Source organism: Novosphingobium mississippiense, assembly GCF_044029535.1.
GTDB lineage: Bacteria > Pseudomonadota > Alphaproteobacteria > Sphingomonadales > Sphingomonadaceae > Novosphingobium.
Window position 1 is genome coordinate 810,066 of the sequence record NZ_CP147001.1, and the last position, 17,931, is coordinate 827,996.

At 60.0% G+C, this 17,931-nt stretch carries 13 protein-coding genes; 8 read left to right on the forward strand and 5 right to left on the reverse strand.

All coding sequences use genetic code 11. The features are described from left to right. Positions 1–7: 7 nt before the first annotated feature. On the reverse strand, positions 8–1,930 hold the full coding sequence (locus tag WBP06_RS03840; RefSeq protein ID WP_395332015.1) for an FAD-dependent oxidoreductase: 1,923 nt from the start codon (positions 1,928–1,930) through the stop codon (positions 8–10). A gap of 229 nt (positions 1,931–2,159) precedes the next feature. On the opposite strand from WBP06_RS03840, the gene WBP06_RS03845 reads away from it, so the two are divergent. From WBP06_RS03845 to WBP06_RS03860, 4 genes are all read left to right on the forward strand, one after another. Next, complete coding sequence (locus tag WBP06_RS03845) at positions 2,160–3,242, forward strand: hypothetical protein (RefSeq protein WP_395332017.1); 1,083 nt, start codon at positions 2,160–2,162, stop codon at positions 3,240–3,242. A gap of 81 nt (positions 3,243–3,323) precedes the next feature. After that, positions 3,324–5,705 carry a TonB-dependent receptor gene (locus tag WBP06_RS03850; RefSeq protein ID WP_395332019.1) on the forward strand — a complete coding sequence of 794 codons (2,382 nt, stop codon included), beginning with the start codon at positions 3,324–3,326 and terminating at the stop codon, positions 5,703–5,705. A gap of 91 nt (positions 5,706–5,796) precedes the next feature. Next, entirely contained in the window at positions 5,797–7,227 is a 1,431-nt protein-coding gene (locus WBP06_RS03855) for an NAD-dependent epimerase/dehydratase family protein (RefSeq protein WP_395332021.1), read from the forward strand. Between the two features lie 77 nt (positions 7,228–7,304). After that, entirely contained in the window at positions 7,305–7,724 is a 420-nt protein-coding gene (locus WBP06_RS03860; protein WP_395332023.1) for a VOC family protein, read from the forward strand. Between the two features lie 264 nt (positions 7,725–7,988). Here WBP06_RS03860 and WBP06_RS03865 read toward each other — a convergent pair whose 3' ends face one another. After that, positions 7,989–9,206 carry a cytochrome P450 gene (locus tag WBP06_RS03865; protein ID WP_395332025.1) on the reverse strand — a complete coding sequence of 406 codons (1,218 nt, stop codon included), beginning with the start codon at positions 9,204–9,206 and terminating at the stop codon, positions 7,989–7,991. Next, entirely contained in the window at positions 9,203–9,409 is a 207-nt protein-coding gene (locus WBP06_RS03870; protein WP_395332027.1) for a ferredoxin, read from the reverse strand. The genes WBP06_RS03865 and WBP06_RS03870 overlap by 4 nt, the downstream gene beginning before the upstream one ends. A gap of 125 nt (positions 9,410–9,534) precedes the next feature. Here WBP06_RS03870 and WBP06_RS03875 point away from each other — a divergent pair, with 125 nt between their 5' ends. The 3 genes from WBP06_RS03875 (at position 9,535) to WBP06_RS03885 (ending at position 15,512) form a co-directional block, all read left to right on the forward strand. Beyond that, complete coding sequence (locus tag WBP06_RS03875) at positions 9,535–10,380, forward strand: helix-turn-helix transcriptional regulator (RefSeq protein WP_395332029.1); 846 nt, start codon at positions 9,535–9,537, stop codon at positions 10,378–10,380. A 192-nt stretch (positions 10,381–10,572) separates the two neighbouring features. Next, positions 10,573–12,540: a cellulase family glycosylhydrolase gene (locus WBP06_RS03880; protein ID WP_395332031.1), complete on the forward strand. Its 1,968-nt coding sequence runs from the start codon at positions 10,573–10,575 to the stop codon at positions 12,538–12,540. A 92-nt stretch (positions 12,541–12,632) separates the two neighbouring features. Continuing rightward, positions 12,633–15,512 carry a glycosyl hydrolase gene (locus WBP06_RS03885; protein WP_395332033.1) on the forward strand — a complete coding sequence of 960 codons (2,880 nt, stop codon included), beginning with the start codon at positions 12,633–12,635 and terminating at the stop codon, positions 15,510–15,512. A gap of 215 nt (positions 15,513–15,727) precedes the next feature. Here the strand turns inward: WBP06_RS03885 and WBP06_RS03890 are convergent, their stop codons facing one another. Next, positions 15,728–16,306 (reverse strand): helix-turn-helix domain-containing protein, encoded by a 579-nt coding sequence (locus WBP06_RS03890; protein WP_395332035.1) that lies wholly within the window; start codon positions 16,304–16,306, stop codon positions 15,728–15,730. Between the two features lies 1 nt (position 16,307). On the opposite strand from WBP06_RS03890, the gene WBP06_RS03895 reads away from it, so the two are divergent. After that, entirely contained in the window at positions 16,308–17,222 is a 915-nt protein-coding gene (locus WBP06_RS03895) for a DMT family transporter (RefSeq protein ID WP_395332037.1), read from the forward strand. Positions 17,223–17,406: 184 nt separating this feature from the next. On the opposite strand, the gene WBP06_RS03900 is transcribed toward WBP06_RS03895, so the two are convergent. Continuing rightward, positions 17,407–17,616 (reverse strand): cold shock domain-containing protein, encoded by a 210-nt coding sequence (locus WBP06_RS03900; RefSeq protein WP_395332039.1) that lies wholly within the window; start codon positions 17,614–17,616, stop codon positions 17,407–17,409. Positions 17,617–17,931: the final 315 nt, after the last annotated feature.

Sequence of the window (17,931 nt, forward strand, 5' to 3'; positions counted from 1 at the left end):
CCCTGCGTCACGGGTGCAGCCGATAGGAGCCGTCCTCAGGATGACGCGTCTCGTTGAAGAAATCGACGAGACGCCAGGGCCAGGACAGGAAAACCCTGCCTTTCGAATTGTTGTAGTAGGAATTGGCCCGGGGATGGGTCCAGATCATCTCGGGCATGCGCGCCTCGACCTTGCGGTTCCAGGTATCGAACGCTTCCTGGGTGACCTCGAAAGCGCGCGCGCCGGCGGCCACTGTGCGGTCGAGGGCCTCGATGATCCAGTTCACCTGGGCTTCCGAGATAAGATTCTGTCCGGCGGCATGGTTGGGCGCGCTGTTGGGCCCGACCGTGTGAAAGTAGTTCGGATAGCCGGGTATGCACATGCCAAGGTAACTGCGAGGATCCTCATCCCCCCATTCTTCGCCGAGCTCCCGTCCACCGACCCCCTTGATGGATAGGTCCCCGATCATTTTTGCGACATTGAAGCCTGTCGCGCACACGATCACATCGCATTCGAAGACGGAGCCATCCTTCGCTTCGATGCCGTTCGGCAGAATGCGAGCGATGCCGCTGTCCTCCAAATGGACGTTGGCGCGCGCGAGTGCGTCGAACCAACCATTATCGAGGATGATACGCTTCGAGAAAATGGGAAAATCGGGCGTCAGCTTGGCGACCATGTCGGGCCGGCTCCCGAATTTCTGATTGAGATACCAGAGCGCATATTGGCGCGCCTGCTCGTTGTGGGCGGAGACGGAGTGGTCGTTGCCTTCCCAAGCTGGGTCCTTGAGCACGTTGGCGAACAGGCCGTCGGCCGCCGACCAGTATACCCTGAAGCGGAACCATTCCTTGAAGCTGGGGATGTTGGCGAGAGCCCACTTCATACCCTCGTTCACTTCGTGCGCGATTTCCGGGTTGTAGATCACCCAGTGCTTCGTGCGTTGAAAGACGGTAAGCTCGGAAACTTCTGGGGCAATTGCGCCGACGAGCTGCGCCGAGCTCGCACCGGTACCGATCACTCCCACGCGCTTGCCGCGTAAGTCCAAATCGTCCGGCCAGGCTGCCGTGTGCACCAGAGTGCCCTGGAATTCGTCGAGCCCGGCAATGTCGGGCCACTTGAAGCGGTTTACCGGCCCATGCCCGTTGATCACAGCGTTGGCGACGAGGATCTCGACTGTGCCATCCTGCTTGCGGACCGAGACGCGCCAGACGGCATCGATCTCGTCGTAGACCAAGGTTTCCACCTTCGTTCCAAATTGCGTGTCGGCACGCAGTTCGTACTTGTCGGCGATCGCGAGCATGTACCGCTGCATGTCGGCGCCGTGCGGATGATAGTGCTGCCAATCTGGCCAAATCTCCCAGCTGTAGCTGTAGAAATGACTGGGCGTGTCGACGCCTACGCCGGGATAGCGGTTCTCGAACCAGGTACCGCCCACGTCGGGATTTTTCTCGATCAGAGTGAAATCATAACCGGCCTCGCGCAGTTTGATGGCTGCGGCCATCCCCGTCATGCCAGCACCGATCACCAAGACCTTAAAGCCGGCAGGTGGTTCGGTACGTCCGGCGACCTTGGAGCGATCGATCCACGGACGAAAGCCGCACTGATCATAAACTAGCTCGAGAAATTCGGCGTCGACCGGTTCGCCTACCGTCACGCTCATGATGCGCAGCATCAGTGCATCCGAAGGGGTGCCTTCTGTGAAGCCGGCTCCCGAGGTCAGCAATCGATGCAGTCGCGATCGCAGCTCGTTAGCAAGCGCATCGGGGATTTGCGTCGGATTTGGTGAAAAGGCTGGCCTGATATGATCCGCGAAGCGTTCGAGGAAGGCGCCATCGTGGGACAGGTAGGAATAGGCCGCCAAAAGCGTGGGAATGTTCGCCTCTTCCAGCGCTTTTGCCAATGCTGGCGTATCCGCGAGACGCGTCGCCGCTCCAGCCTCAAGGGTTGCTTCCATAGACTTGAACTCTCCCTATTTGTAAGTGCACACTTATATATCGCAATCGCGAATGCAAATGCCGGTTTTGATACGCAAAGCGTCAATTCATGCATGGCAAAATGCTGGAATGCAGTGTTGAGTCTTAAAAATTGAACGCGTCCGTGCGAATCTCGTTGACGGCGCCTGCGAGTGTAGTAAGTATGAACTAACTTATATGCACTGCAAGGTGCAAAATGGGAGAAGATTGATGACTGGCTTGGCCAACCGGCAGGCGCTTTCCGACGTCCTGCGCCCGGTCTCGATGCCACGTGTTCTCGAGAACGTTTACACGGAAGATCAGCGCGAACGTCTTCTCGAAGTTGTCCGGACTGAGGGGCCGTGGCGGCTGATCATCGCGCAGCACTTTGCCAGTGCCGAAGAACTGATTGCGACAATGTCAGGGGCGTTGCCGGAAGGTTTCGCGCCCAGCTTGGACATGTTCCTGACACCGACCTTCCGCGGATTCTACGCAAACTATTCGGCGGCCTTGTTTCCGGAAATTCAGGACTGCTTTTACAACGAAGCATTCCTCGAGCACGCCAAGTCCTACTGGGGCGCCCAGTATGCAAAGCCTCAGATGATGCTGTTCAACATCAACGGGCCTTGCGGCAACACCGACCCCGGCCATCTCGACTCGCCCAGCTTTCGCGGGATCCGTTATGAAAACGCGCCAACTTGGCTGTGCTCGGTGATGGGCAAATCGGGACTTTTTCGCGACTACCTCATCAAAATGGCCCAGGTGATAACCTGGTTCAGTCGGGATCCGGCGAGCGGCTTCACCTATTGGCCGGAAGGTCCCGCACGGGCACCGCAGCGGCTGCAGCCGCCGGTATGGAACCGCGGCGTGGTGGTTCAGAATGAAATGATGATGCACCGCGGCGAGGCGAATGGCCCCGTCGAATTGCAGCGTCCCGCAGGCCTCGCGTTCGACACGGTCTTCACCGGCGATCCCTCGGATCGCGACAACTGGAGGCTGATGAACGGCAGCGAGACGATCGCCAATGTGCGCACCGAAGATCTGCGCTTTCTGGTGCACTGGTCGGCGGAAGTCTTCGAAGATTTCACGGAACTCAAGAAGAACATGGATGGCAGCGATGACCTGACGTACGATCAGGTTTTCGACACTTTCCTCAAGGACATGCGGGCGCGGGGAATTGCCGTCGAGACCCCCAGCGATCCGCTGCATGATCCGCAGTTCATCCGCGCTCTTGTTGCGGCGTACGACTTCGGAACACCCGCCACTTACCCGTCTGAAGCGCCAGTAACGGCGCTCTACACACACGCCGCCTGATTGGCCGGCGATTGTTCAAACTCGGGATGAACTTGTCGACAAGAGGCGGGGCGTCCCAGAAGGATCCAGGGGAGGATACTAATGAATAAAGCCAATATTGCGCGCAATCGGGGATGGCTCCTGTGTTGTGCTGCCAGCGCTATTGCTTTGCCGCAGATGGCTTGGGCGGCCGAACCCGACGGCCAGGCGCAGGATGCGTCGGCACAGGCGGCGACTTCGGTGAACGAGATTATCGTTAGCGCGACACGTCAGCAGCAAACGCTGCAGGATACGCCGATGGCCGTCGATGTCGTCACCGCGGATGCGGTGTCCAAGCTCAACGTCTTCGACGCCAAGGAAATCCAGAATCTGTCACCGGGCCTGCAACTCACGAACAACGATGGGCGCTCGAACATCGCAACGCTGCGTGGCGTGACGTTCGACCCGGACTCCGGCAGCAGTCCGGCGGTCGAGATTTTCCTGAACGAAGTGCCGACCGATGCGCAGACGGTGTTCACGGCAATCTACGACGTCGGCCAGATCGAAGTGCTTCGCGGGCCTCAGGGACTGTTCCGCGGACGCACCTCGCCGGCGGGGTCGATCCTGCTCGGCACGCAGAAGGCCAATGTCTACGACTTTACCGGTTATGCGCAGGGGACTGCGACCGATCGTCATGCGATCAATGCCCAAGTGGCGGCGAACCTCCCGATCGTTCCAGGTGTACTCGGCATGCGCGCCGCGCTGCTCTACGATCAGAACCGCGTTGGCAGTGTCACCAATGTCGATGGACGGCATTCCAGCAGCAAGACTATGAGCGGGCGCGTCAGCTTCGCGCTGGATGCAGGGCCGCTAACTGCAAACCTGATGTATCAGCATCTCAATGCCGACACGACGCCGTTCGTGGCAGTATTCGGTGACGGGAACCAGCCAAGTCTTGCTCTGGGGGATCCTACGTCGACCGGACCGGTACTGACGCTCAAAGATCGCAAGTCGGTGACGGAAGGTGATTTTCGTTTCCAGAACCGCACGGACTTCGTGACTTTCAACGCGGCATACGACTTCGGCGGACCGCGTCTGGTCTACAACGGCGGCTATCAGAACAGCCTGCTGAAGCAGGAGCGAGATCAGGACGTTGGCAACGCAGTACCGAATTACGTTCGCAACCAGAGCCTCGCTACCGGATATAAGATTTGGAACAACGAGCTGCGGCTTGAATCCGCTCCCGCCGCTCGTTTCAGCTGGGCGCTTTCGGGCAATTACCGTTGGCAGGACAATTCGGTCCCTCTGACACAGAGCAATGACCAGCTGTTTGCTTTGATGGGGGTGGGGCCGATCCCGCCGTCGGTTAGCTATTTCCCGATCATTGTCGACGCAGACATTTCCGTGAAGCTCAAGGAGTATGGCCTCGCTGGTACACTGGGCTACAAGATCACCGATGACCTGAAGATTACCGCAGGCCTTCGGCATACCTGGACTGATGTTCATCGCGTCCAGAGCACAGTCGTGTCGCTCCCCGACTTCGGGATTTCGCTGCCGGCTACGGTTGACGATGCGACGCAGAAGGCGAGGGCGTTCACAGGTGGCGCCAATATTAGTTGGCAGGCTTCCCCTGACATCACCGCCTATGCGAGCTACGGGCACTCGTTCCGTCCCGGCGTCTTTGCAGTGGGCGTGACCACTCCGCTTGATCCTTCGCTGCTCCAGACGAAGGATGAAACCTCAGACGGCGGCGAAATCGGCGTAAAATTCAATCTGCTTCGCGGCAAGGTCGCGCTGAATGTCGCCGGTTTCTACCAGAAGTTCAGCAACTACATCTCGTACTTCCCGTCGTTCCACACCGCTTCGGCTCGCGATGGTGTGATCGACTCGGCGATTTCACCCCTGCCTTTCACCGGCAACGCAATTTCGCAGGGCGCGGAGATTCAGCTGTCCGTGCGGCCGACGGAGAATATCGATTTCTCGATCAACGCTTCTTACGCCGATGCGCATTTCGACAACGCGGTCATCCCCTGCAATACCTATGACGCAGCGGGCAATCCGACGGTACCAGTCGGCCAGCAGATCTCGACGTGCCAGAGCAAGGACCGTCTGGCGCAAATCCCCAAGTTCAACCTCAGTGCGAATGGGGAGTTTCGCATGCCGGTGGGATCGGTCACGCCTTTCCTGCGCGGTCTCGTGACCTACCGCCCGGGATTTAACTCGCTGCGTGATAATTACAGCTATCGCGATTATGTGAAGATGGATCTATTCCTCGGCGTTCGCGGAGAGAACGGGCGTTGGGAGGTCAATCTCTTCGCCAAGAACCTGCTCAATCAGACCCGAGCCCTTTCGGTCGGTGATAGCGTCTTCACGCAGGCGACCAGCGAGCTTGATTTCACGTTCAATCCGACTGGCGCGGGCGGGATCCCCTTCAACTCCGGCTATCGTACGGCCACCATCACGCCGCCTCGCGAATTTGGCCTCACCACGATCTTCCGCTGGTGAATCCCAGGGCGGAGCGCTTGCGCTCCGCCCATTCGCGTTGCCAGGATCGCAAGTTCGCCGAAGGCTGAAACATTTAGTGGAAGGGGTGCCGGTGGCGCACGTAGACAAGAAGACAATCTTGCTGACCGGTGCGACGGGCAACATGGGTAGCGCCACTCTGGCCGAGTTGCTTTCTCGAACGGATCGGATGCAGGTGAGGGCGTTGGTCCGCGCCGAGGAAAGGGCCCATCCCGTCGTCCAACGGTACGAGGGGCATCCTGGTCTGCAGTTCGTCTGGGGTGACCTCACCCGTTACGAGGATGTTATCGAAGCCGTTACCGGGGTCGATCAGGTCCTCCATATCGGCGGTCTGGTTTCGCCAATGGCGGATCACGTTCCCGAACTGACCATGAAGGTCAACGTTGGCGGCGCGCGCAATATTGTCGAGGCCATCAAGGCCCAGCCTGATCCCGATCGCATCGCCCTCGTTTACATCGGGACGGTCGCCCAGACCGGTCATCGCAACCCGCCTGTCCATTGGGGACGCACCGGCGATCCCATCAAGATCAGCCGCTTCGATCAGTACGCGGTCAGCAAGACCATGGCCGAGGCTATCGTGGCGCAGTCCGGCATCAAGCGCTGGGTGTCGCTTCGGCAGACCGGGATCGCCCACCCCAACATGTGGAAGATTTTCGATCCGATCATTTTCCACAATCCGTGGAATGGGGTTCTCGAGTGGGTGACGGTTGGCGATTCCGGACGCCTTGCGGCCAACACGTGTGAAGACGCGGTCCCTGAGAGCTTCTGGCGTGGTTTCTACAATATCGGTGGTGGCCAGGCGATGCGCGTGGTCAACCACGAATTCGCCACCTTGACCGCCAGTGCACTGGGAGCGCGAGCTCCGTTCTCGAACTACCGGCCGAACTGGTTTGCCACCCGCAACTTCCATGGACAGTGGTACGCAGATTCAGATCGGCTTGAGGCGCTCGTGCCATTTCGTCGTGAAACACTCGACGACTTTGCCGCTGGATTGTCGAAGGCAGTCCCAGGATATGTGAAATTCGTAGCCCGGCATCTGCCGGGTTTGGGCCGCAAGCGGCTCGAAAAGCTGGCACGCGGGCCAGGTGGCACGCTTCATTGGCTGGCGCAGGACGATCGCCCGCATATCGAGGCCTATTTTGGTTCCCGCGCGGCGTGGGAAGCGCTTCCGACCGATTGGGAAAACTTCCAACTGCGGCAGCCTTCGCGCGAAGTTATGCTGTTGGATCACGGGTATGCCGCCGATGCAGACGTCTCCGGCTGGTCGGCATCCGATTATGCGCAAGCCGCAGAGTTTCGCGGCGCGGTGCACCTCGGAGGCGGCTGCGGTGCAGATGAGCCAACTTCGTGGCGCTGCGCACTCGGCCATGATTTCACGATGACGCCGCGGCTCTATCTCAAGGGAGGGCATTGGTGCCCGACCTGTATGCTCGACCAGGATGCGTACGGCCGAAATGCGGAGGTAAATCCCTTCTTCAAACAGGTCTGGCCAGACACCGACTGAGGGCGGCGAAGCAGAGGGACTCATGAGCCCCGCCCTATCATCAAGAACGTTGCGAGAAATATTGGGAGACTATCCGTATGAGTGACCAGCGTCCTACCGGCTCATTGCTCGGCATGACCTATATGTTCGCCAAGACTTTTGTTCATGACCTCGAAGCGATGGGCAAGTTTTACGAAACGGTCCTTGGTCTCGTGCCGTTTGCACGGCACCAGGACGAAATGTTCGGCCGCAAGATCGATGAGATCATGTACCAGGCCAGCTATCCTGGCGGGCCAGCGCTCACGCTGATCAAGTACGTGGACTCTACCGGGCCGCAAGTGGGCGAGGCCGTTCAGGGGTTCGTGGCGACGGACCTTGAAGGCGTCGTCGAACGCGCGCTGGCGAATGGTGGCACGGTACCCGGGCCGATCCGCGAGATTCCGGAATACGGAATCAAGGTCGTGTTCGTGCTCGATCCCGAAGGGCACATCAACGAAGTGATCCAGATGCTTGGCTGATGCACGGGATTTCCGTGCGGTCAGCATTGCCGGCGTATCGACGCCTGGGGCTATTACTGAGCCACGTCAGTTCCTCCGGTTCCGGGAGCTGACGTGGCTTATTGGCACCGACAACAATTTGCGGCTGTGGCGCAATGGTTGATCGCGTTGACCTTGGGATCACGGCGGTCCCTGATTACCGGACCCGCCAAGCTCCCCGGTAGAGCCTTGTGCGATCTCTGGACCGCGCCGGGCGCAGCAAAACATTCACAAGCACATTCCCGGTCACCAGCGCAACTTCAACGTGGTGAAGCCCATCACCGACCCTCCGAAAGCCGACCCCGCGTCCTGGTCGGGATCAAGTTCGAAATCGGGAATGGCCTTCAGCCACTCCTGAAGCGATATCATGATCTCGCGCTTGGCGAGGTGAGAGCCCATGCAGCGATGCGGACCGACGCCAAAGGTCACGTGATTGTTAATCTTGCGATCAAGATCGATCTCGTGCGGATTTTCGAATACCGTGGCATCACGATTTGCGACGGTATTGGGCAGGATCACGCGGTCGTTCCGACGAAACCGGATACCACGATATTCGCAGTCATGCGTCACGCGGCGGAACAGGTTGGAAACGGCGTTGATGCGCATCAGCTCTTCGATCGCGAGCAAAAAGGCGGATGGATCATTCAGCCTTTCGCGAAAATGCACCCGTGCCTTTGGCGTCGTCGCCAGGTAGCGCCACACGTAGGCCATCGTATTGGTCACCGTGTCCAGTCCGGCAACGAAGAGCAGGAAGCCGCAATTCAGCACATCCTGCCAGGGATAGGGCTGGCCGCTTTCGTCCCGGGCAGCGACGATGGTCGATGCGATGTCACTGCCGGGAGCAGCTTGCTTCTCTCGGAACAAAGCATCCAGAACCCCATAGATATCCTGTGCGTTTTTGGCGCGAACTTGAGGATCCGTGCTTCGAAAGAACGTGTGGGCAAGCTCCAGAAATTCGCAGAGGCGAGACTCGGGAAGACCGAAGAGATCGAGGAACGTGCTGGTCGGAAAGCGCGAGGCATAGTCCGCGACGAAATCGCATCTACCTTGGCCTGCGAAGGAGGAGATCATGCCGCGCGCCCGGTCCTGGAGGTCCTGCGTCATGCGGCGAACCGCCAGCGGCGTGAACATTGGCGCCAGGACCTTGCGGAAGACGTCATGCTGCGGCGGATCGATGCCTTGCGGCTGCATGACCGGGAATGGTTCGATCGGCGGAATCGGCGTCTGGTAGGTCGAGAAGACCTCGTGGCTTCGATAGGCCTCCGCTATGTCATGGTACCTGAGAAACACCCAGTGACCGCCGTTCTGACGGGTGTAAAAGATCGGAGGAACACCTCGATCAACCAGGTCGTGCCAAATCCGGACCGGATCGGAAACGCTAGTCGGCACGTCGAAGAAGTCGAAGTCGACCACGAGATCGTCCGGCACATGGTCAGATGCCGGCGGCGCCCAAAGTTGCGTCATGCCGCGTCTCGCTTGATGATCCGCAGGGCTCCTTCGGGACAGTTGCGTACTGCAAGACGCACTCGATCCTCTTGTTCTTCCGGCACTTCAGGCCGTTCGACGACGACTTTTCCTTCTATCGCGTCGGTCGAAAAGACCGCAGGACACAAATCCTCACAGCGTGCGTGGCCTTGGCAAAGGCCCAGATTGGCGACAACGCGCATTCGCCTCGCTCTCCCATGTTGTTGGAGTGAGCGATCTACCAAGCCTCGCCAGGCCAGCCCATCACGGTCCAGGAGCCGAAGCGGACGATTGGAACAAGTTCGGACATCAAATCAGGCGAGCCGAGATGGACTTCACCCCTAGCAGCCGCAATCGCCTTGCCATTCAGGAGGGCTGGTTCGAGCTTCTAGAATGGCGTTGGCCCGACATGATCGACTTCGTGAAGGCCGAAGACGAGCTGATGCTCGAAATGTCCCTGCCGCCCTATGCAACGGATGCATCGGCCGAGTTCCCGCAGGTCGCTGCCGGGCGGTACTGCTTCATGGGCACGCTGTTTGTCCGCTATCCCGGTGTGGTCGTGCACGGCCGCGGCGAAGGCGGGCGAATCAGGGTCCTGCGCTCCGTGTTCTCACGATCGCTGGCCCGCGCGATCATGGGCGAAGAAATCGAGCTTTCCGTGGAGGTACTGCAAGGTCTCCTCGACATTCGCAGCGACATTCTGCGCACCTTGATGGGGCTCGTCTTACGCGAAGTCACTCGGGGCGATGGATTGTCGATGCCGGCGCTCGAGGCCCTGCACGCGCTTCTTGCAACCGAACTGCAGCGCCACTTTGAGAAGCAGGTTCATTCATCGCGAAGCGGGCGATTAGCGGCATGGCGGTACCAGCGAATCCGCGCCCGGCTGTTCGAGTGCGAGCAGCCTCCCTCCAACGATGAACTGGCGACGTTGTGCGGGCTCAGCGCGCGTCATCTTAACCGTCAATTCCATGCGCTCACGGGGAGTACCCTCGGAGCGTATGTCGAGGATTTCCGAATGGAGCGAGCGCGCGCGCTGCTTGGCGACCATGAGCAGCCGATCAAGGGGATCGCAGCACGGCTAGGGTATGCGCATGCCAACAGCTTCGCGCGCGCGTTCGCAAAGGCCACCGGGATGACTCCCCGTGAATTTCGTCAGCGCGAGGGGGGCGGGTGAATAGAGGTGTTTGGCTCATGCTATTGGGGCGGGCCCAAGCGCTTCAGAGCCGCGTGCACGCTGATGAAATTCGCAATCTTCCTCTCGCTCGAAAACGCTTGATAATCGAACGATAGTGTTCGATTAATTCCCAAACATGTTTGGGAAGGTGGGTGGATGACGGTGAGAAGGTGGAAGCCTTGGGCAGCGCAAGTGGGCAAAGTGCTTGCGATCGGAATGGCGCTGGGCGGCTTGAGCGGGGGGGCAGCGCTCGCGCAGAGCACCCTGCCACCGGCAGCCGCTCGCGATTTGGGAAAGCTTTCCCAGACCGGCAGGTGGATTACCGACAGAGCGGGGCGCACGATCTTGCTGCATGGCGGAAACGTGAGCTTGCCCGCCGACGCGGAGCAGGGAAGGGGGGCCTCCTGGAGTCCTCGGACGCCGGCACGTATGGCGGACCAGGGCTTCAATGCCGTTCGTCTGGTGCTCTTCCTCTCGCAGATCATGCCCGAACCGGGTCGGATCGATGCGGGCTTCCTTGATCGCGTTTCCGCAGTGGTGCGTGATTATCATGCCGCAGGTATCCAGACCCTGATCGACTTTCATCAGGATGAGTACAGCGCGCTTGTGGGCGTGCGGGGAATGCCGGCTTGGGCTGTGTTTACCGACGGGCACGAACGCATCCCGGGAATGGCTTTCCCGATGGGCTACTTCAAGGACCCGGCGGTTCAGCACGCCTTCGACAACTTTTGGGGTAACCATCCCGTCGAGGGAACCGGCAAGGGGGTACAGGACCTCTATATCGATGCCCTCGCCGGCGTTGCCAGGCGTTTCCGCGACGAACCGGGCGTGCTTGGCATCGACATCATGAATGAACCGGCCACTGGGAGCCTTTGTGCGGCGCCGGACCCTGACGCCTGGAGGGCTTGTATCGATCTTGAGCAAAGGCTGCTCGCGCCGTTCTATGAGAAGGCAAGCCGCGCTATCGGCACGGCTGCTCCGGGAATGCTCGTTTTCGTCGAGCCTTTCATGTTGCAGGGCGCGATGGGAACCCCGATCAATACGCCGATCGCAGCATCCGAAGGCAGTCGGGGGCTTTCGTATCACAATTATGGGCCCGTGAAGGAAACGCGGGATCGCGTGAACGACGGGGCTTTGGCGCTTGCGGTCGGTCAGCGCGCAGCCATTCTCAACACGGAGTGGGGTTTCGATAACGATCCGGCTGTCATTGCGGCGCAAGCCGCCGATTTCGATGCCCGCCTGATCCCTTGGTTGGCGTGGCCTCGCGGGGCGTTCGAAGCACTGGCCGATCCTGATCTCGACAATCGTGGGAACGGCAATCGTCTCGCACTATTGCGGGCCTATGCGCGCCCCTATCCGCAAGCGGTTGCCGGAACGCCGCTCTCGCTAGCCTTCGATGCTGAGGCCGGGATCATGCGGTTGCGTTACTCCACGCGCTTGCCATCCGGTGCAAAGGCCCGGCGCGGCCTGACCACCGAGATTGCTGTTCCGCAGGCAAATTATCCGAGCGGCTATCAGGTGACGGTGACAGGGGGGACGGTCTCGTCTCCGGCAGGAGCCTCCCCGCTTGTGTTGCAAAACCTTCCTGGGGCGACGGAGGTGAACGTTACGCTTATGCGTACCGGCACTCTTGCGCCCCTGCCTTCGGATCCATCGTTGTCGAACGCCGCAGACGAGGCGCTCTATGCGCTGCCGCCCATTCCTAATGCCCCGCTCACGCGCAAATCACTTCTTGGCCATATCGTACTGACGGCTGGGGGGCGCGAGGCGCTCGAAAGCCAGGTTCCGGGTCTGACGACCGGTCTCAAGCAACTCCAGGGCTGGGAAAAGATGACGCTGGTCCAGATCCAACAACTGGCTGGCGGAGCGCTGGACGAACCGCGCCTCGTTGCGATCGATGCGGCCTTGTCGCGACTTACGGTGACACCCGGGCCGGTGAAGCGTGCGTCTCCCAGCCGTATGGGGATCGACTCCTTCACCAGTGACTTGCTCGCCGATCCGAAGGCCAGGGCAATCGTCCTGCGCGAAGCGCCCGGGCTCGAGACTTCGCCCGAACGCGCTCTGTTTCCGCAAACTCGGCTCCGCGACCTGCAGCCGCTCATGCCTGAGCTCCTGACCAATGCCGTGCTCGATCGGATCGCCAAGGGGCTCGGGGAATGAGCCCAAATGCGCGAGCGCAGTCCCAGCTCGCCCGATCATGTGTGCACTCACGCGAAAGAGGCAATTCAGTGCAAAGATCCCAGGCCAAATCGATGTTGATTTTTGCCAGTGCATTGGCGCTGATCTCCTCGGTCGCCGTCGCAAAATCCAGTTCCGCCGATCCACTCGTCGAAGCGTTCTCACATCCGGACAAGGCTGCGAGACCGCAGGTGCGTTGGTGGTGGCCAGGAGATGCTGTCGACATCACAGAAATCGAGCGTGAAATTGCGCTCCTCGACGATGCGGGCTTTGGCGGCGCAGAAATCCAGGCGTTCAACCCCGGTATTCCCGGGCTTTCCGCCGACGAGCGCGCGGCAGTGGATCGCTATGGGCAGCCTTCGTTCTTCGAGCACGTAGCTGCGGCGGCCAAAGCAGCTGGGCAACACGGCCTCACTCTCGACTACACGTTCGGATCTGCCTGGCCATCAGGAGGCGGCACGGCCATCACGCCAGAACGCGCACTGCTTGAGCTCACGATGTCAGTTCAGGCGGTCGACGGCGGTACGGGCAAGCCGATCATGATCACGCTGCCGCCGCGCACGAAGCGGATGGGTGCGCTCAACCTCATGGATTCCTTCTTCCGCACCCCGGAAGGGAGCGATTGGCGACAACGCTTCGATGCACGCTCCAAGACGGTCGCCGTTATGGCGATGCGAGGCACCGCGCCGATCCTGAAACCAAAGCCCACGGGCGGCTTGCAAATGAGCGCCTGGAGCGATGTCGAGGCGCCCGGTCGGCTAGACAGTGGTACGTACATCGATCTGACCTCCAAGCTGGCCGCCGACGGCACGCTCGATTGGACTCCTCCGCCTGGGCATTGGATTATTCTGACATTTCGTCAGCATGCGTCCAATATGCCGGTCACAGGCGCTGCCGGTCGCGGTCCGCAACTGGTTCTCAATCACTATGATCCCAAAGCCTTCGCCGCACACGCGGCGCGGGTAGGCGACCCGCTGATGCACACCCTGCCGGCAGGTTCGGGCCTGCGGGCCACGTTCGTCGATTCTCTCGAATTGTTCCAGGACCTCCCGTGGAGCGAAGATTTCCTCACCCAGTTCGAGAAGCGTCGCGGCTACGATCTGCGGCCGTGGTTGCCCTATATCCTACAACCCGGTTGGATGCAGGCCTGGGCCGGGCACTATGGCTCGCCGTATTTCGAATCCGGCGACGACAGTGACGTTTCGGGCCGGGTTCGAGCGGATTACCAGCAGACCGTTTCCGATCTTCTGGTGGATGGCTTCCTGAAACCCTGGACAGCTTGGAACCAAGTTCATCACCTATCGTCGAAGTTCCAGGCGCATGGCGCTCCAATCGATGTGCTGCTCGGTTATGGCATGGCGGATCTCCCCGAGACCGAGGACCTCCACGATGGCGGCAGTTGGCATTTCATGCGCCTCGCTCGGGCTGCCGGGAATATCTACGGTCGTAATGTGATATCTGCCGAGAGCATGGCTTGGAAGGATCGACCGTTCTCCGTCACTCCGCAGGATATGCGGCGTCGTGCCGACCTACTGTTCGCCTCCGGGGTGAACGCGCAGACCATGCACGGATTTCCCTATTCACTCCATGCGGACAAGTGGCCGGGTTGGTTCCCTTTCGCGCCGAGCCCCTTCGGCGGCGGCTTCTCCACCATGATCGCTCCTGCCAACCCAGTTTGGCCCGCAATACCGGTGCTGGCGCAGTACATGTCCCGCATGAACGCGGTCATGAGGGCCGGCTCCAGCGTCGTCCCTGTCGCGATCTATCTCGGTGAGATCGGCTATTACGAGGGGATCGACGGCCAAGGAGAGGCCGAAGCGAAGCGTGAAGCGAGGCTTATGGCCAGCGGATACGATTTCGATCGCATCAATGCCGATGGGCTGGTTCGCAGCCGGGTCGTCGGAGGCGCACTCGTGACGCCGGGCGGTCACAGGTATGAAGTCCTGGTGTTGCCGGCTGTCACGTCGCTGCGGGCTGAGACTGCCGAGGCGGTGGCGCGCTTCGCCGCCGCAGGCTTGCCGGTGGTCTACATGGGCTCCGCACCAAAGCGCGAGACAGGCTTTCTCGACTACCGTCAACGCGATGCCCGGGTGAGGAACGCGACGAAGAGCAGTCTAACGCACGGCGCCAAGATCGTCGCTGAAGAGGCTTTGGTGGCGGCATTGGCAAGCGCCCGCGTGTCGCCAAACCTGAGATACCTGAACGGCACTGTCGAAGACGTCGTGTTCACGCAGCGTCAGGTCGGCAACCGTCTCGTCTATTTCCTATATAACGCAGGCGCCGTAACCCGCGATGCCAGCTTCGTCGCGCCGATCACCGCCGGCGCCGAGCGGTGGGACGCCATGCACGGGCAGCGATCTGCGCTTGGAACGCGGCAGGCGAAGGCCGGGACCGCGGTTTCGTTTAGTCTCGAGGCAGGAGAAAGCGCGCTAGTCGTTCTGGATCGCCGCAATCCGCGAGGCTCTGCCAAGACAAGCCGCGAACTGGCGGCGATCCAGCTTCCCATGGATGGCTGGCAGATTTCATTCCAAGGGCATGTGTCTGGAGGCACCCCATATGTCCGTGATCTTCCGGACGGGCGGCTTGGGGATTGGCGCGATCAAGCCGACTTTCGTTTCTTCTCTGGCGAAGGAACGTACACTCGCAGCTTTGACGTCCCCGCTGAATGGCAGAGCAAACGCCAGCGCGCGATACTGACCCTTCAAGGTGTTCACGACATCGCGCTTGTCGCGGTCAATGGCCGAAAGTTCAGACCGCTTTTTGACCAGCCCTGGTCCGTCGATATCACCGACGCTCTGCGCGCCGGACGCAATGCGTTGGGCATCACCATTGCCAATGTGCCTCAGAACGGTGTGATCGGGACCAAGCGCCCAGGCTACGATGCGTTGACGCCCGTGCCTGCAGGGCTCGGCGGACCTGTGACGATTCACTTTGTCGGGGTGGGACCGGCATGACCTCACGCATGCTGTTACTAACGTGTGCCTTGTTGTTGACCACCCGGCAACCAAACTCCTTTTCTAGGACCTGCCGTTACGAGAAATCTAATGCCTGCTGGCCTGAAGCGTCAGTTCTGGGGACAAAACTGCCATGATCGGCGGTTCGGTCTTTCGGCAGCTTCAGGCCCAGTTTCTGCCGTTCATCTCACTCTGCGCTAATCCCGAGAGTTTTCCTAGCATACAACGACGCGCGTGAAGCACGTCACGGCATCGCCCGCGTTCGAATATGAAAACTGCTGAGCACTGCTATAGATCGCGAAGTCCCCGGCGCTGACCGTCAGCGCCCCATCGTCCTTGTCGATCCGCAGACGGCCCTCCGAGACGAAGATCATTTCGTGCCAGCCCGGAGGATCAGGCTCGGCAACATAGCTATCGCCAGGTCCAAGCGTCCATGACCAGAGCTGAGCGGATGAGGCCGCCGGTACGCTACCGAGCAAGGTAGCGACGCTTTTCTCGTCGCCCCCACGCCAGGTCAAGGCCTCGATGCGCTGAACGGTGGCTGCAGGGTCCGCGACCATCGCGACAAAATCGACACCCAAAGCCCACGCAAGGCGATCCAGGCTCGACAGGCTGATATTCGTGTCGCCCCCCTCCAGATTGACGATCATCCTGCGACTGACACCGGACGCCTTGGCAAGCGCCTCCTGGCTAAGGCCTGCAGACTGCCGCAGTCTCCTGAGGTTGCTGGAGGCGTGCGCCAACACGTCGCTACGATCAGATTGACTGTGCATTATATTGCTCATATGGGGCATTATGATGCACAGTCCGCGGAATCGCAAATCGCTCTTCTCCCGTCAGGAATTGGCGTTGATAGGGATCACCCTGTTGTGGGGCGGAACCTTCCTCATCGTGCACTCCGCCGTTTCCCACGCCGGGCCACTCTTTTTCGTCGGCGTGCGCTTCATCACGGCTGGAGTCTTGAGCCTCATCGTCTTTCGCAAGGCGCTGAGCGGGCTGACGCGAGTGGAGTTGATGGCCGGCAGCGCCATCGGCGTTACCATTTTCCTGGGCTACGCGCTTCAGACATATGGGCTTCAGAGCGTGAACAGCAGCACGTCGGCTTTCCTGACGGCGCTCTACGTACCCATGGTGCCGCTCCTGCAATGGGCGACAATGCGCCGACCGCCGCAAGCGATGACATGGGTGGGGATCGCGCTGGCCTTTATCGGTCTGGTGTTGCTTGCCGGCCCGGACGCCCTTCATCTCGGCCTTGGGGTAGGCGAGATCGCTACACTGCTCAGTGCCGTGGCCATTGCTAGTGAGATCATTCTTATCGGGCGGTTCGCATCCATGGTCGACAGCAGCCGGGTAACCGTAGTGCAGTTGCTGGTGGGCGGCGGTTTGTCTTTCGCCGCGATGCCGCTCGCGGGAGAAGCTATTCCTGCGTTCTCCTGGATCTGGTTGGCGGCGGGGGTCGGGCTCGGTGTGGCGAGCGCGCTCATCCAACTGACCATGAACTGGGCCCAGAAGTCTGTTTCTCCTGCCCGTGCCACAATCATCTATGCGAGCGAGCCGGTATGGGCTGGTCTGATCGGACGCCTCGCGGGCGATAGGCTCCCTGCGCTGGCCCTGTTGGGAGGCACGTTCATCGTCGGAGGTGTCTTGGCCAGCGAGCTAAAGCCGCGTCGCCGTCGTCGTGAAGCGCCGTCTACATGCGCGGCGCAGTGAGACAGGCGACCTCAACCATATCAGCGCGAGTGGCGACTGTATCACGCGGCACGAGTGACGGGTTTCAGAAATAGCTGCCGTTCACATCAACGATGCTGAATGTCTTGAGCTGGGTCGCAAGTCGCCGGAAGTTTGCGTAGCGCACTGTGTCTAGCCGGTCTGCATTGCGATCGGATTGCGGGAACTAGTCGAGGAGTGCCAGATCAACAGCGGAGACTTTTCCGTTACGGGCCACCAAGAGTTGATAGGAAACCTGCTGTCCGGAACGTAGAACGCTCAGGCCGGCAGCCTTCACAGACGTCAAATGAACAAAATGTTCGCTGCCGTCGTCTTCCGATTTTATAAATCCGTATCCTTTCGCCGCGCTGAAAAACACTACTCTTCCGATAGACATGAAATGCCCCCGATGCCCTGCGTGAAGGTTCACAGGCGGCAATAAATTGGTCAACTATCAGGGTGAATAACTTGGTTAACTGTATTGAAATGATACGATAATTGTGTGCACTTTTGATCTTTCTAGGGATTTGTCGGCGCCTTTCCCAGCGTTGTCTTGATGAACTCTGGAGTAAGGATTTCTACCGTTTCAGCAGCTTTCGCGAAGGCCGCACCCTGCAAAACGGGTCGATCATGGCTTCTCCCGGTGCATCTTGGCGCGCAGTGATCGGAGATGGTCCCCATGTCTTGACGAAGTTTATGAAATCCGCGCCCC